Genomic DNA, 14,429 nt, shown 5'->3' with positions numbered 1-14,429 from the left:
CCCGTCAGATCGCTACCTGCGTACCGATTTCTACCACACGGCCGGTCGGGATCTGGAAATATTCGGTCGCATCGGCCGCCGTGCGCGCCAGGCCGATGAACAACCGGTCCTGCCATACCGGCATGCCGGAATTGGGCGAGGCCTTGAGCGAACGCCGCGACAGGAAGAACGAGGTCGTCATGATGTCGAACTTCCAGCCCTGCTTGCGGCAGATCGCCAGCGCACGCGGGATGTTGGGCTGCTCCATGTAGCCGAAGGTCAGCGTCACCCGCATGAACAGCTCGTTGACGGTCTCCATCTTGACCCGCTCGCTGTCGGGCACCACCGGCTGCGGCGCGGTCACCACCGAAAGGATGACGTTCTGCTCATGCAGCACCTTGTAGTGTTTCAGGCTGTGCATCAGTGCCGTTGGCGCGCTCAAGGGATCGCTGGTCAGGAACACGGCGGTGCCGGACACCAGCTGCGGCTTCTTCTTCAGCAGATTGCCGGCGAGGAAATCGAGCGGGATCTCGTTGCGCCGCGTCTTGTCGAACAGATAGCGGCTGCCGCGCACCCAGGTCCACATGCCCAGCACGATGGTGAAGGCCACGGCCAGCGATGCCCAGCCGCCCTCGAACACCTTGACGATGTTGGAGGCAAAGAAGCCGATGTCGATAAAGGCAAACAGCGCCGTCAGCGAGACGGCCAGCCACAGCTGCCATTTCCAGATCCGCGTCATGACGACATAGAGCAGCACCGTCGTCACCAGCATGTTGCCGGTCACTGAAATACCATAGGCCGACGCCAACTTGCTGGACTCGCCGAAGCCGACGACCAGCATCATCACCACCAGCGCCAGCAGGAGGTTGACGCGCGGCATGTAGATCTGGCCGGACTGTTTTTCCGATGTGTGCAGGATTTCAAGGCGCGGCAGCATGTTGAGCTGCACCGCCTGCCTGGTCAGCGAAAAGGCGCCCGAAATCACCGCCTGGCTGGCGATCACGGTCGCGGCAGTCGCCAGCACGACCATCGGGATCAGCGTCCAGCCCTCGTTCATCTCGAAGAACGGATGGCCGACCACGCCGTTCTTTGCCAGCACGAAGGCGCCCTGCCCGGCATAATTGAGCAGCAGGCAGGGAAACACGATCGCCAGCCACGCAAGCACGATCGGCTTGCGGCCGAAATGGCCGAGATCGGCATAGAGCGCTTCGGCGCCAGTGACGGCGAGGAAGATGGCGCCGATGGTAACGAAGGCGACGTCGGGCGAATTAATCAGAAAGGCGACGATGTAGTGTGGGCTCACGGCCCACAGGATTTCAGGATCGGCGATGATGTGGTTGAGACCGGAAAGGCCGATGGCCAGGAACCATACCGCAGTCACCGGGCCGAACACCAATCCCACTCCGCCCGTGCCAAATCGCTGCACCGCGAACACCATGGCAAGGATGACCAGTGTTAGCGGCACCACATAAGGCTGGAAGGTAGGCGTGACGACATTCATGCCCTCCACCGCCGACAGCACCGAGATTGCCGGCGTGATGACGGCGTCACCGAAGAAAAGCGATGCCCCGACGATGCCGATGCCAAGCATCAGCGCCGAGCGCTTGGGGAAACTGCCGCGCGCCAGCGCCATCAGCGACAGCACGCCGCCCTCGCCGCGGTTGTCGGCGCGCAGCACAAACATGATGTATTTGATGGTGACGATGATCGTCAGCGACCAGATGATCAGCGACAGAACGCCAAGAATATCGCCGCGATCCGCCACGCTACCCCTGGACGATGCCACCAGCGCCTCGCGGAACGCATAGATCGGGCTGGTGCCGATATCCCCATAGACGACACCGAGCGCGCCTAGCATCAACACCTTGGTGCTGTGCTGTTCGATTTCGGGATGGCTCGATTGTTCGACGGGTTCTGCCTCACTACCAGCATTGGCAAGGGCCATGGACGACACTCCGATAAGTGCGCGGTCATCTACGCTTGCTGCGATGCAATATCAAGTGCCGTCGCGTGATGGCTCCCATGCCGGCAACGCTCGGCTGCTCGGGAGATCATCGGTGCACGCGAGATTCGCGGGCTCGATCTGCAGGCATGGTCGCACCAGCAGGACCGGCAGCATATGCGTCCGTCAGATCGCCACCTGCGTACCGATCTCTACCACACGGCCGGTCGGGATCTGGAAATATTCGGTCGCATCGGCCGCCGTGCGCGCCAGGCCGATGAACAACCGGTCCTGCCACACCGGCATGCCGGAATTGGGCGAGGCTTTGAGCGAACGTCGCGACAGGAAGAACGAGGTCGTCATGATGTCGAACTTCCAGCCCTGCTTGCGGCAGATTGCCAGCGCGCGCGGGATGTTGGGCTGCTCCATGTAGCCGAAGGTCAGCGTCACCCGCATGAACAGTTCGTTGACAGTCTCCATCTTGACCCGCTCGCTGTCGGGAACCACCGGCTGCGGCGCGGTCACCACCGAAAGGATGACGTTCTGCTCATGCAGCACCTTGTAGTGTTTCAGGCTGTGCATCAGTGCCGTTGGCGCGCTGAGGGGATCGCTGGTCAGGAACACGGCGGTGCCGGACACCAGCTGCGGCTTCTTCTTCAACAGGTTGCCGGCGAGGAAATCGAGCGGGATCTCGTTGCGCCGGGTTTTGTCGAACAGATAGCGGGTGCCGCGAATCCATGTCGACATGATCAGCCCCATCATGCAGGCGACAGTAATTGATACCCATCCGCCTTCGAAGATCTTCACGACATTTGCCAAGAAAAAACCGCTGTCGATAATGCCGAACAGTAGGGCCAGAGCCAAGGCAAGCGCCAGCTTCCATTTCCACAGCTTGCGCATCACCACGAACAGCAGAATGGTCGTCATCAGCATTTCGCCGGTCACCGAAATTCCGTAAGCCGAGGCCAGCGCACTCGAGCTGCCGAAACCAACCACCAGCAGCATCACCCCGATCGCGATGAGCAGGTTGACGCGGGGCATGTAAATCTGCCCGAGCTGCATTTCAGAGGTATGCTGCACCTCGATGCGGGGCAAAAGGTTGAGCTGCACGGCCTGACGGGTCAGTGAAAAAGCGCCTGAGATGACCGCCTGGCTGGCGATAACGGTCGCGGCCGTTGCCATGCCCACCATTGGCATCAGGGCCCAGTCAGGTAGCATCTGAAAGAATGGATTGGTCGGCCTGCCACCATTTGCCAGGACAAAGGCGCCTTGCCCGAAATAGTTGAGCAGCAGGCACGGGAAAACCACGGAAAACCAGGCCATCACGATCGGCTTGCGCCCGAAATGGCCGAGATCGACATAGAGCGCCTCGGCCCCGGTCACGGCCAGGAACACGGCACCGACGGTCACAAAGGCGGCGGTCGGAGTACCGGCGAGATAATCGACGGCGTAGTAAGGATTGATCGCCATCAGGACCGACGGATCGTCCGTCAGGTGATAGAGCCCTGCAATGCCGATGGCCAGGAACCAAAGCGCTGTCACCGGCCCGAACACCGCCGCGACCTTTCCGGTGCCGAAGCGTTGCACCGAAAACAGAAAGGCCAGGATGACCAGCGTGATGGGCACGACATAGGCATCCAGTGTCGGGGTCACCACCTCCAGGCCTTCGACCGCCGACAGCACGGAGATGGCCGGTGTGATGATAGCGTCGCCAAAGAACAGCGCCGCACCGCAAAGCCCGATCCCGAGAATTAGTCGGGCGCCTTTCGGATAGGCGCTTCGTGCAAGCGCCATCAGGGATAGCGTACCGCCCTCGCCCTTGTTGTCTGCACGAAGCACGAAGGCGACATACTTTATGGTGACGATGATCGTCAGCGCCCAGACAATCAGCGACAGAACGCCCAGCACATCGCTACGCGTATCGGTGCCGGGAGAAGCATGGAGCGCTTCTCGGAAGGCGTAGATGGGGCTGGTGCCGATATCGCCATAGACGACGCCGAGCGCGCCCAGCATCAGAACCTTGGTACTGTGCTTTTCGACTTCGGAATGGCTCGATTGTTCGACGGTTCCAGCCTCGCTACCGCTACTGGCAAGGTCCATCGACCACTCTCCGACAAGCGCGCGGTGCTCTATGCATGCTGTGATACGATATCAATTGCACGCGATGGCTGCCATACTTTCAATGCGCGGCTCTACCCTACCATCCGCAGGCCTTCAGGAACCGCCCCACCGTGCCGGCCATGCCATACTCCAACGCGTCGGCTGTCAATCCATGTCCGATCGACACTTCGGCCAATGCGGGAATGCGCTTTGCCAGTGCCGGAAGGTTGCTGACCACCAGATCGTGCCCGGCATTGACCTGAAGACCGGCGGCAAGCGCGGCATCAGCGGTTTTTCCCAGTCTTTCCAATTCCTTGGCCGCTCGGGCGGGATCGGAATGACAACTACCATACGGACCCGTATAAAGCTCTACGCGGTCGGCACCGGTGTCACGCGCGGCCGTCACGCCCGCAGGGTCCGGGTCCGAAAACAGCGACACACGAAAGCCCCCCTTCTTCAGACGCTTGACGATCGGAGTAAGGAACGCGGCCTCGGCGGCAAAGTTCCAGCCATGGTCCGACGTCGCCTGCGCGGGATCGTCCGGCACCAGCGTCACCTGTTCGGGCTGATGCTTTTCCACGAGCGCCAGGAAATCCTCGGTCGGATAGCCTTCGATGTTGAATTCCGAGCGCAGAAATTCGTCGTCGATCAGCGACCGTATCTCAGGCAGATCGGAGTGCCTCGTGTGGCGCTCGTCGGGGCGCGGATGCACCGTCAGCCCATGCGCCCCGGCGGCGAGCGCGATGCGGCCGAGGCCGGTCACGCTCGGCCACGGCAGGTCGCGCCTGTTGCGCAGCATGGCGACGGCATTGAGATTGACGGAGAGTTTTGCGGGCATGGAAGCGGCCTCGAAGATCATTCGACGCGCCACCTATAATGCCTTTGGCGGGAACAGACAGGGGGTTTCGAGTGTTCCAAGCGTGATGAAGTGAGTCCGCGAAAGGAAGCACCATGAATTTTCTCGATGCCGTACCGGCTATCCGTCGTCTCGAGACCAGCCGTGACGATCTTCTCGCCATCGATGTCGTCGGCCATGTCTCGGCGGCCGATGGCGAAAACCTTTTCGGTTTGATGGAGGCAGCCTATGCCCTTCACCCACATATCGACGTGCTGGTGCGCCTTGTCGATCACGATGGCGTCGACTGGGCCAATATTGCCGAAGAGACCCTGACGCAGGGCACCGCCCATGCAATGCAACATGTCGGCCGTTGCGCGACGATCGGCGAGCCGGACTGGACCGCCGACGCGCGACATGTCCTGCGGGATGCGCCGTCAATCGAATTCAAGCATTTCGAGACCGAGGACGAAGCCTCGGCCTGGCAATGGCTTGGAGCCCGGCCGACCGAAGAGCAACAGGGTCGCGGCTGAAACACGACAGCCCCGCAGGGTCTCGGTGAATGCCTGCTACCTGACGATCGTCAGCCGCTCGGCCGCGCGCGTGATTGCGGTGTAGAGCCAGCGCTGGCGCGTTTCCTTGAAGGCCCAGCTTTCATCGAACAGCACGATCTCGTTCCATTGCGAGCCCTGCGCCTTGTGCACGGTCAGCGCGTAACCATAGTCGAAATCGTCGAAGCGCTTCTTCTGCTGCCAGGGAATGTCGGCATCCGGATCCTCGAAGGCCGCCTTGAGCAGTTTGATCTTGGCGACGCCGCGATCCGGATCGTCCTCTTCCGGCGACACCAGAAGGTTGATGCCGGGCTTCACCGTCTCGCGCGACGAGGTCATGACCTTCCACAGCGAGCCGTTAAGCAGGCCCTTGGCCGGATCGTTGCGCAGGCAGACGAGCTTGTCGCCGGCCTGCGGATAGTCGGCATTGAAGCCTTTGAGTTCGCGCAGCCGCTGATTGTAGCGCCGCCGCGTACGGTTGGTGCCGACCAGCACCTGATCAGCCTTCAGCACCAGCTCCTGGGTAACGTCTTCCTTGCCGATCACCTGGGCCGTGCCATAGTCGCCACGCATGAACTCACGGCCCTCGCGAACATCGAGCGCCAGCCGCAGGATCGGATTGTCGCGCGCCTGCCGGTGGATTTCGGTGAGCAGGAAATCCGGCTCGTGGTCGGTGAAGAAGCCGCCGCCCGAAATCGGCGGCAGCTGGCCGGGGTCGCCGAGCACCAGGATCGGCGTACCGAAGCTCATCAGGTCGCGGCCAAGCTGTTCGTCGACCATCGAACATTCGTCGATGACGACCAGTTTCGCCCGCGAGATCGGGCTCTGCCGGTTGAGCGAAAAGGTCGGTGACATCGAGGTCTTGCCGGTGACCTCGTCCGATACCGATTCCTCGCCCTTCGGCCGATAGATCAGCGAATGGATGGTGCGGGCGTTGATCGCGCCCTTGGAGCGCAGTACCTGTGCGGCCTTGCCGGTGAAGGCGGCGAACTGGACCTGGCCGTCGACATGCTCGGCGAAATAGCGCGCCAGCGTCGTCTTGCCGGTGCCGGCATAGCCGAACAGCCGGAACAGCTGCGGCTTTCCGGTCTTCAGCCAGCGGGCAACCGCTTGCAGCGCCTCGTCCTGTTGGGGAGAGAATTCCATCAGCGCGAGAGACCGGATTCGCAAGGGAAAGACAAGATAGCCGCCACCACCATCGACGTGTCGGGGCGCTTCAGTGCCGCGGACGGATCAGGCTATCAGGCGCAAACAAGAACGTAAAGAGAACAGATGCAGCTGCGCCACGATTATGGTTTGGCTGCTGCCACGACCTATCGGATGCGCCTGGGGTCGTTCTCCAGCAGGATCGGCTTGCCATGCGGAGTTGCGTGCGCGGCGCGCTCCCAGGATTCAGCCATGGCATCGACATCCGCCCTGGCGGTCAGCCCTTTCGAAACAAGCAGGCTTTCCAGCGCCGCCAGCCAATGTTCGTAATAGTCATGGCCGTCAACCGCGGCATCTGGCTTCTTCACCTGCGTCGACAGTGCCTGCGCCCATTCGCCCCACGAAAACAGGCCCTTGTCATGCAGCGCAACCGTCATGGCGAATGCTTCGGCCTGCCATGGCTCGGCAAAGACCGGGGCATCGACGCTAAGCGGCAAATCGGCGGCGTGATCGTTTGCCTCACGCCGGCTCAAGATAGCTCTCCCAGGCATCGATCGACACGCTCAGCGTCGGGTCGGCGCCCTCGCCCCAGATTTCCGACCCTTCGAAAACCACCGTGTAGACCCATTGCGGGTTTTCGCCCTGGCCATGCGCGTTGCTGTCTGGAAACACAAAGCCGTCGCGCACCGCCTCGATCGTTCCATGCTTGCCGCGTGCATAGCGCGGCAGCCGCGTGTGGCCGGTCGGGTTGAAGTTCCTGGTCCGCACGGGATCGCCGGCCTTGAACCGCGCCGATTGCGCCACCGGCCGGTCGCAAGGACCGCCCTTGGCCAGCACGGCAGGCACGTTTTCCGCCTTCAGCACCCGTTTCGGCGCCGCCGCCGGATCGACTGCGGTGCCTGCCTTGAGATCGCGCTCGCTGACAAAACCATGGCGCTTGAGCAGCACTTCCAGCGCCTTGATCCAGATCTCGTAGTAGCTGGAGGCATAGTAATCGGCGGGATGCAGCGATTCCCGCGCATGCCGGCTCTCGTCGATGTTCCACGCGCCCGTCGCGCCGGCGCACAGCGTCACACCCAGCGCCCGCCTTTCCCAGGCGGCATGAAAATACGGCTCGTCAATTTCCGGCGCGACCGGACCGAAGCCCATCTGCCCGCCAAGGTCCTGCGGCCCGTTCATGCCGGCTGCCTCGCCAGAGCGGTGCCGATCATAGCGTCGCGGCTCACCAGATCGGCCAGCCGCTCCTCGCTCCAGCCCTCGGTGCCGTCGGGACGCATCGGCACGACGAGATAGCGCAGCTCGGCGGTGGAATCCCAGACGCGGATCTTTTTGTCGGCAGGCAGCGTCAGCCCGAACTCCTCCAGCACACCGCGCGGATCGATGACCGCGCGCGAGCGGTAGGGCGGCGCCTTGTACCAGACCGGAGGCAGGCCGAGCACAGACCACGGATAGCAAGAGCACAGCGTGCAGACGACGAGATTGTGCGTGTCCTCGGTGTTGAAGACCGCCTGCATATGCTCGCCTTGGCGGCCGGTGTAGCTGAGCGATTCGATCGCCGCTGTCGCATCGCGCTTCAGCCAGTCGGCGAATGCCGGATCGGCCCAGGCCTTCGCCACCACTTTGGCGCCATTGCGCGGGCCGATCCTGGTCTCGTAGGTGTCGACGATGACATCGATCGCGGCCGGATCGATCAGCCCCTTGCGGGTGAGGATAGTCTCCAGCGCACGTACCCGCGCGGCAAAGGGATCGAGCTCGTTGTCGTGGTCGTGATCGTGTGACATGACCGCAAATTACGTTTCCGGTGATGCCACCGCAAGCGCAACGCCTTGAGCCAGATCCTGGCGACCTTGAATTCTATTCGGCGGCCGTCTTCTGCGGTTCGAGCTGCTGCTCCTCGTTGACATCGAACAGCGAGGGCTGCCTCACAGGTTCCTTCGGGATCTCTTCAGCCTTGCGCTTCGGCATCAGCCCGACCAGCCAGCCCGAGAAGTTCTCCATGTAGACATAGATCACCGGCGTCACGAACAAGGTCAGCGCCTGCGAAGCAAGCAGGCCGCCGACAACGGCAACGCCCAGCGGCTGGCGCAGCTCGGCGCTGGCGCCGGTGCCGAGCGCGATCGGAAACGTGCCCATCAGTGCGGCCAGCGTCGTCATCATGATCGGCCTGAAACGCATGAGGCAGGCCTTGTGGATGGACTCGGTGGCCGACAAGCCGTCTCGTCGCAATTCCAGCGCCACGTCGACCATCATGATGCCGTTCTTCTTGACGATGCCGATCAGCATCAAAATGCCGATCACAGCGATCACCGACAGATCCATGCCGGCGAAGCGCAGCGCAACGACGGCGCCAAGCACCGCCGATGGCAGGCCGGTGAGAATGGTGAGCGGGTGGATGAAGCTTTCGTAGAGGATGCCGAGCACGATGTAGATGGTCAGGATGGCGCCGCCGATCAGCAGGCCCTGGTTGGCCAGCGAATCCTGGAAGGTCTTGGCCGTGCCGGCAAAGGTCGTCGAGATCGCCGTCGGCATGCCGATCTGCTCCTTGAGCGCGTTGATGCGGGTCACGCTGTCGCCGAGCGCCACGCCTTGCGGCAGATTGTAGGAGATGGTCACAGCGGGCAGCTGGCCAAGCTGGTTGACGGTCAAGGCGCCGGCCGTGCGATCGACCCGGGCAAAGGCGCCAAGCGGCACCAGACTGCCGCTCGCCGTCCTCATCTGGATGGCAAGCATCCGCTCGGGCGACCATTCGATGTTGGGATCGAGCTCGGTGATGACTTCGTAGCTGTCGGCCGAACCGAAGATTGTCGAAACCTGGTCGGTGCCAAACCCGCCATAGAGAGCGGAGCGTAGCGTGTCGGTATCGATGCCGAGCTGGGCGGCTTTATCGCGATCCACCACCAACGTCGCCTGCAGCGCATTGTTCTGCAGGTCGCTGGTGACGTCGGCGAAGGTCGCATGGTCGGCCGCCATCGCGTCATTCATCTTCTGCGCCCAGATATCGGTCTGGCCGGTATCCAGGCCCTGAACCACGAGCTGATAGGCGCTGGCCGACGACCGCGAACCCAGCCTCAGGTTCTGCACCGGTTGCATGTAGGTCTCGATACCCGCCACGCCCGCCAGTTGTCGCCTTAGATCCGAAAGCACCCTATCGATATCGGGACGCTGGTCCTTCGCCTTGAGCTGGACGAACAGCTGCCCCTGGTTGAGCGCATTGTTGCCGCTGCCCGCCGACCACGCCACATGGTCGACATAAGGCGAATGCGAGAAGACGTTGGCCACCTGCCCTTGCAGCTTGGCCATGGCGTCAAACGAGATGTCCTGGCGCGCGATGGTCGTCACCGATATCTGGCCGATATCCTCCTGCGGGAAGAAGCCCTTCGGCGAGACCTGGATCAGCCATACCGACGCTGCCGCGGTTCCGATGAAGACCAGGAACACCAGGAAGGTGTGCCGCAGGCAGAAGCTCAAGATCCGGTCGTAGCCGCGTGTGATGAAGTCCTGCTTGTGACCAGGGCCATGCTTGTCGCGATCGGCCTTCGTAACCGACAGCAGCCGCGAGCACAGCATCGGCGTCAGAGTCAGCGACACGAACATCGAGGCCAGGATAGCGACCGTCACCACGACGGCGAACTCGTTGAAGATGCGGCCGATCACGCCGCCCATCAGAAGCACGGGGATGAACACGGCGACCAGCGATATCGAGATCGAGATGATGGTGAAGCCGATTTCGCGCGCGCCCTTCAGCGACGCATCGAAGGCCGACAACCCATCCTCTTCCATATGGCGGAAGATGTTTTCCAGCATCACGATGGCATCGTCGACGACAAGGCCGACCGCAAGCGTCAGGCCCATCAGCGATATGTTGTCGATGGAAAAGCCGAACAGGAACATCGCGCCAAGCGTCGCAATCAGCGAGATCGGCACCGCCACGGCCGGGATGATGGTCGCCGTGACCCGGCGCAGGAACACGAAGATCACCATGACCACCAGCGCGATGGTCAACAGCAGCGTGAACTGCACGTCGTCGACGGCCTGGCGGATCGAGGTCGAACGGTCGTTGAGCAGCTTGATCGAGGCGGCGGCCGGCATCTGGTCCTGGAACGACGGCAACATCGCCTTGACCTTGTCGACGACGTCGACGGTGTTGGCGTCGGGCTGGCGCTGCACGGCCATGATGATCGCGCGGGTACCATCGTACCAACTTGCGGTGGTGGTCGTCTGCACCGAATCAACGACGCGGGTCACCTCGCCCAGTCGTACCGGGTGACCATTCTTGGTGGCGATGATGAGGTTGGAGAAGCCGGCAGCGTCGGTGAGTTGCGTGTTGGCCGTGATGGTGAGCTGCTGCTTGTTGTTCTGCAGCACGCCGAGCGGCGTGTTGCTGTTGGCAGACGCGATCGCCGCCTGCAGCTGATCGATCGAGATGCCGCGCGCGGCGAGTGCGGTCGGATCGATCTGGATGCGCACGGCGTATTTCTGCTGGCCGAAGATCGAGACCTGAGCGACGCCGTCGATGGTCGACAGCGACGGCGAGATGACGTTTTCGGCGAAAGCATCGAGGTCGGTCAGCGGAACCGTGTCGCTGACCAGCGACATCAGCAGGATCGGCGCATCGGCCGGATTGACCTTGCGATAGCTCGGCGGCGCCGTCATCTGCGGCGGCAATGATTTCTGCGTACGCGCGATCGCCGCCTGCACGTCTGCCGCTGCGGCGTCGATGTCGCGGTTGAGCACGAACTGGATGGCGATCGAGGTCTGGCCAAGCGAGTTGGTGGTCGAGATCGAATCGATGCCGGCGATGGTGGCGAACTGCTTGATCAGTGGCGTCGCCACCGACGTGGCCATGGTTTCCGGCGAGGCCCCGGGCAACTGCGCCGAGACGTTGACCACCGGGAATTCGGCGCTGGGCAGTGCCGCCACCGGCAGGAACTTGTAGGCGAACAGTCCGCCCAGCACGAGGGCGAACGACATCAGGAGGGTGGCGACCGGCCTGCGAATGCAGAATTCAGAGATCATTGGGCCGCCTCGCCGGCCTTGTCGGCTTGCGCGACCTTGGGAGCGGCTTGGCCGCCGCCACCGGTCGCGGCCTTGCCTTCATGCACGGCGGCGCCGTCCTTCAGCCTTGTCTGGCCTTCGGTGACTACCTTCTCACCGTTTTTCAGCCCCTGGCTAATGGCGCTGTTTTCACCTTCGGTCAGGGCCACCTCCACCGGCCGCATCTCGACCGTGTTGTCCGGCTTGACGACATAGACGAACGGCCCCTTCTGGCTGGGCTGCACCGCAACCGTGGGAACCGATGTCATCTTCGGCATGATGCCGGCATCGAGCACGACATTCACATACTGGCCCGGCCACAACGAGAGATCGGCATTCGGCACACTCGCCCGCGTCGCAATCGTACCGGAAGCGGTGTCGACGCTGGAGTCGACGAAATCGAGCGTCCCCTTGCCGATCGGCGTCGGGTCGCCGTCCTTGGTCAGCGTCACGGCACCCTGCTGCGGCGCGGCAAGCGCCCTATGCAGAAGCGCCAGGTTACTTTCCGGCAGATTGAAGTTGACCTGCAGCGGGTCCATCTGGGTGATGGTCACCAGCGGGGTCGCCGTGCTGCTGTTGTTGCCGTTGCTGGTGGTGACCAGGTCGCCGACCGCGACATTGACGGCGCCAAGCCGGCCGGAAATCGGCGCGGTGATCGTGGCAAAGCCCAGCTGGACGTTGTCGGCGTCAATTGTCGCCTTGTCGGCATCGACGGTTGCCGCGGCAGCCTTTTGCGCCGCAACCGCCTGGTCGTAGGTCTGTTGCGTGCCGGCCTGCTTGGCGACCAGGTCCTTGGCCCGCTGGAGATCCGAATTCGAGCTGGCGAGCATCGCCTGGTCCTTGGCGAGCGCCGCCTGGTCCTTGGCCAGTTGCGCCCTCAGCGCCCGGTCGTCTAGTGAAAACAGAACGTCGCCGGTCTTCACCATCTGCCCGTCCTTGACGTCGATCGATACGATCTGGCTGGACACCCGCGCATTGATGCTGACGACGGCCGGCGACGAGACGAACCCGATCGCATAGCGCCGGATCGGGAAATCGGCGGTCGAAGCGACGGCCGAGAGGATGGATGCGGAGCGCGCCGCGGTGGCGCCCTTCTTGTCCGAAGCCGCAGCCGGTTGGTCCGCCGCGGCCACCTGCTTTGCGCCGATGATCTGTTCAACCCTGCCCAGCGCGTCCGGCGAAAGATAGAGCCAGCCCGCCGCGCCGAGGCAAGCGACGGCAAGCAACGAAAGAACGACTTTTCCACGCATGGTCAAAAGGCCCTCTCCATCCGACACGCGATGGGCCGATGGTTCGCATTCTAGCGCAAATCACGGCCCGTTGCCGCGATTTCGCCGAATAGATAGGACACGCCTTTGTCGGAAAAGGGCCAAAACACGGCATTACGAAGATTTAATGTGCACTGCACAATGGATGTGCAGCCGACCAAGGTGGGCCGAGATTTAGGTCAGGCCGGCATCACCTGCCCGCATCATCGGAATGTCGACACGCCTAGCGCAGCATCGGCCACAACGTCGCCGCCAGCAGCACGCCCATGGCGATATTGAACCATTTCAGGCGCACCGGGTCCGACAGGAAACCGCGCAGCGCGGTGCCGAAACCCGCCCACACCGAGACGCTCGGCAAATTGACGACGGTGAAGGCTACCGAGATCAACACCACCGACAGGAACGGATGCTCCGGATTGGTGTAGACGGCCATGGCGGTGATCGCCATCACCCATGCCTTGGGGTTGACCCACTGGAATGCCGCCGCATCGATGAAGCGCATGGGCTGCCCCTTCGCCTCACCCTTGCCGGCAAGCGAACGCGACATGGCGATCTTCCAGGCGAGATAAAGCAGGTAGGCGCCGCCGGCGACCTTGAGCGCCGTATGCAAGATCGGAAACGCAGTCAGCACCGCACCCAGGCCAAGCCCAACCGCAACCAGCAGCACCAGGAAACCGATGCTGATGCCCAGCATGTGCGGAACCGTCCGCACTATGCCGAAATTCACTCCCGATGCCAGAAGCATGAAATTGTTCGGCCCCGGCGTGATCGACGTCACCAAGGCATAGACAAGCAGGGCAAGGAACGCGTCAAGCGACATGATATCCTCCCAGACACGTCAGCACTATTGTCTCTTTCCGGCGGCCGTACAAAGACCAGCGGCCGGTTTGTGGCAGAGCCAGACCTACGCTTGTCAAAGATTTGGAAGGGCCGGCCGTGCCTACATCCCCTGCGGGCCGCGGTTCATCGCCGCCACGCCGGTGCGGCAGATCTCGACCAGGCCGAGCGGCTTCATGATGGCGATGAACTGGTCGAGCTTGGAACCCTTGCCGGTGATCTCGAAGATGAAATGCTCGGTGTTGGCGTCGATGACGCTGGCGCGGAAGGCGTCGGCCAGCCGCAGTGCCTCGACGCGGGCCTCGCCGGTACCGGCAACCTTGACCAGGGCCAGCTCCCGCTCCAGCGGCCGCTCCTGGCCGAACTCTTGCGAACGCACGGTCAGGTCGACTACGCGGTGGACCGGCACGATGCGCTCGAGCTGATGCTTGATCTGCTCCAGGACATGCGGCGTGCCGCGCGTCACGATGGTGATGCGCGACAGGTGCTTCTCATGCTCGGTCTCGGAGACGGTCAGGCTCTCGATGTTGTAGCCGCGGCCGGAGAACAGGCCGATGACCCGGGCGAGCACGCCCGGCTCATTGTCGACCAGCACGGAAAGCGTGTGGTTCTCCGGCCTTTCCGTCTCCTTGGCGATGAAGTAGGCGGAGCCCGTGGGCTGTAGGTGCTGTGCGTTCATGACATGAATCTCGTTTTCAAACTATTGAGCTAATTCTCTGTTTTCGCACGGCTTCTCG

Annotated in this window: 12 protein-coding genes; 1 reads left to right on the top strand and 11 read right to left on the bottom strand. The window is 62.6% G+C overall.

The window, feature by feature from the left end:
* Positions 1–4: 4 nt before the first annotated feature.
* The 3 genes from AC0ZT5_RS10130 to AC0ZT5_RS10120 all read right to left on the bottom strand — a co-directional run bounded on the left by AC0ZT5_RS10130 (position 5) and on the right by AC0ZT5_RS10120 (position 4,859).
* Positions 5–1,924 (bottom strand): potassium transporter Kup, encoded by a 1,920-nt coding sequence (locus AC0ZT5_RS10130; RefSeq protein ID WP_488496338.1) that lies wholly within the window; start codon positions 1,922–1,924, stop codon positions 5–7.
* 183 nt (positions 1,925–2,107) lie between these two features.
* Positions 2,108–4,021 carry a potassium transporter Kup gene (locus AC0ZT5_RS10125; protein ID WP_488496337.1) on the bottom strand — a complete coding sequence of 638 codons (1,914 nt, stop codon included), beginning with the start codon at positions 4,019–4,021 and terminating at the stop codon, positions 2,108–2,110.
* Between the two features lie 97 nt (positions 4,022–4,118).
* A complete protein-coding gene (locus AC0ZT5_RS10120; protein ID WP_488496336.1) occupies positions 4,119–4,859 on the bottom strand; it encodes a pyridoxine 5'-phosphate synthase in 741 nt (246 codons plus the stop codon).
* A gap of 113 nt (positions 4,860–4,972) precedes the next feature.
* On the opposite strand from AC0ZT5_RS10120, the gene AC0ZT5_RS10115 reads away from it, so the two are divergent.
* Positions 4,973–5,389 carry a SpoIIAA family protein gene (locus AC0ZT5_RS10115; RefSeq protein WP_477395615.1) on the top strand — a complete coding sequence of 139 codons (417 nt, stop codon included), beginning with the start codon at positions 4,973–4,975 and terminating at the stop codon, positions 5,387–5,389.
* Positions 5,390–5,425: 36 nt separating this feature from the next.
* Here the strand turns inward: AC0ZT5_RS10115 and AC0ZT5_RS10110 are convergent, their stop codons facing one another.
* The 8 genes from AC0ZT5_RS10110 to ilvN form a co-directional block, all read right to left on the bottom strand.
* The gene (locus AC0ZT5_RS10110) at positions 5,426–6,553 is read right to left on the bottom strand and encodes an ATP-dependent DNA helicase (protein WP_457151500.1); all 1,128 of its coding nucleotides are present in this window, start codon (positions 6,551–6,553) and stop codon (positions 5,426–5,428) included.
* Between the two features lie 167 nt (positions 6,554–6,720).
* Entirely contained in the window at positions 6,721–7,086 is a 366-nt protein-coding gene (locus AC0ZT5_RS10105; protein WP_488496335.1) for a nitrile hydratase accessory protein, read from the bottom strand.
* Positions 7,073–7,732 carry a nitrile hydratase subunit beta gene (nthB, locus tag AC0ZT5_RS10100; protein ID WP_488496334.1) on the bottom strand — a complete coding sequence of 220 codons (660 nt, stop codon included), beginning with the start codon at positions 7,730–7,732 and terminating at the stop codon, positions 7,073–7,075. Before nthB ends, AC0ZT5_RS10105 begins: the two co-directional genes overlap by 14 nt.
* Complete coding sequence (nthA, locus tag AC0ZT5_RS10095) at positions 7,729–8,334, bottom strand: nitrile hydratase subunit alpha (RefSeq protein ID WP_477287034.1); 606 nt, start codon at positions 8,332–8,334, stop codon at positions 7,729–7,731. The genes nthB and nthA overlap by 4 nt, the downstream gene beginning before the upstream one ends.
* Positions 8,335–8,407: 73 nt before the next feature.
* Positions 8,408–11,569: an efflux RND transporter permease subunit gene (locus AC0ZT5_RS10090; RefSeq protein ID WP_488496333.1), complete on the bottom strand. Its 3,162-nt coding sequence runs from the start codon at positions 11,567–11,569 to the stop codon at positions 8,408–8,410.
* Positions 11,566–12,837: an efflux RND transporter periplasmic adaptor subunit gene (locus tag AC0ZT5_RS10085; RefSeq protein ID WP_488496332.1), complete on the bottom strand. Its 1,272-nt coding sequence runs from the start codon at positions 12,835–12,837 to the stop codon at positions 11,566–11,568. The genes AC0ZT5_RS10090 and AC0ZT5_RS10085 overlap by 4 nt, the downstream gene beginning before the upstream one ends.
* Positions 12,838–13,078: 241 nt before the next feature.
* Positions 13,079–13,675 (bottom strand): LysE family translocator, encoded by a 597-nt coding sequence (locus tag AC0ZT5_RS10080; RefSeq protein ID WP_457151506.1) that lies wholly within the window; start codon positions 13,673–13,675, stop codon positions 13,079–13,081.
* A gap of 120 nt (positions 13,676–13,795) precedes the next feature.
* Positions 13,796–14,371 (bottom strand): acetolactate synthase small subunit, encoded by a 576-nt coding sequence (ilvN, locus tag AC0ZT5_RS10075; RefSeq protein WP_488496331.1) that lies wholly within the window; start codon positions 14,369–14,371, stop codon positions 13,796–13,798.
* Positions 14,372–14,429 lie beyond the last annotated feature (58 nt).

The organism is Mesorhizobium sp. CNPSo 4670, assembly GCF_057784235.1.
This window is presented reverse-complemented; position numbering and strand designations above follow the sequence as displayed.

Excerpts from the sequence above, each read along its gene's own strand:
- AC0ZT5_RS10130 (WP_488496338.1), bottom strand. The coding sequence starts at position 1,924 with ATGGCCCTTGCCAATGCTGGTAGTGAGGCAGAACCCGTCGAACAATCG.
- AC0ZT5_RS10090 (WP_488496333.1), bottom strand. The coding sequence starts at position 11,569 with ATGATCTCTGAATTCTGCATTCGCAGGCCGGTCGCCACCCTCCTGATG.
- nthB (WP_488496334.1), bottom strand. The coding sequence starts at position 7,732 with ATGAACGGGCCGCAGGACCTTGGCGGGCAGATGGGCTTCGGTCCGGTC.
- AC0ZT5_RS10120 (WP_488496336.1), bottom strand. The coding sequence starts at position 4,859 with ATGCCCGCAAAACTCTCCGTCAATCTCAATGCCGTCGCCATGCTGCGC.
- AC0ZT5_RS10080 (WP_457151506.1), bottom strand. The coding sequence starts at position 13,675 with ATGTCGCTTGACGCGTTCCTTGCCCTGCTTGTCTATGCCTTGGTGACG.
- AC0ZT5_RS10115 (WP_477395615.1), top strand. The coding sequence starts at position 4,973 with ATGAATTTTCTCGATGCCGTACCGGCTATCCGTCGTCTCGAGACCAGC.
- ilvN (WP_488496331.1), bottom strand. The coding sequence starts at position 14,371 with ATGAACGCACAGCACCTACAGCCCACGGGCTCCGCCTACTTCATCGCC.
- AC0ZT5_RS10085 (WP_488496332.1), bottom strand. The coding sequence starts at position 12,837 with ATGCGTGGAAAAGTCGTTCTTTCGTTGCTTGCCGTCGCTTGCCTCGGC.
- nthA (WP_477287034.1), bottom strand. The coding sequence starts at position 8,334 with ATGTCACACGATCACGACCACGACAACGAGCTCGATCCCTTTGCCGCG.
- AC0ZT5_RS10110 (WP_457151500.1), bottom strand. The coding sequence starts at position 6,553 with ATGGAATTCTCTCCCCAACAGGACGAGGCGCTGCAAGCGGTTGCCCGC.
- AC0ZT5_RS10125 (WP_488496337.1), bottom strand. The coding sequence starts at position 4,021 with ATGGACCTTGCCAGTAGCGGTAGCGAGGCTGGAACCGTCGAACAATCG.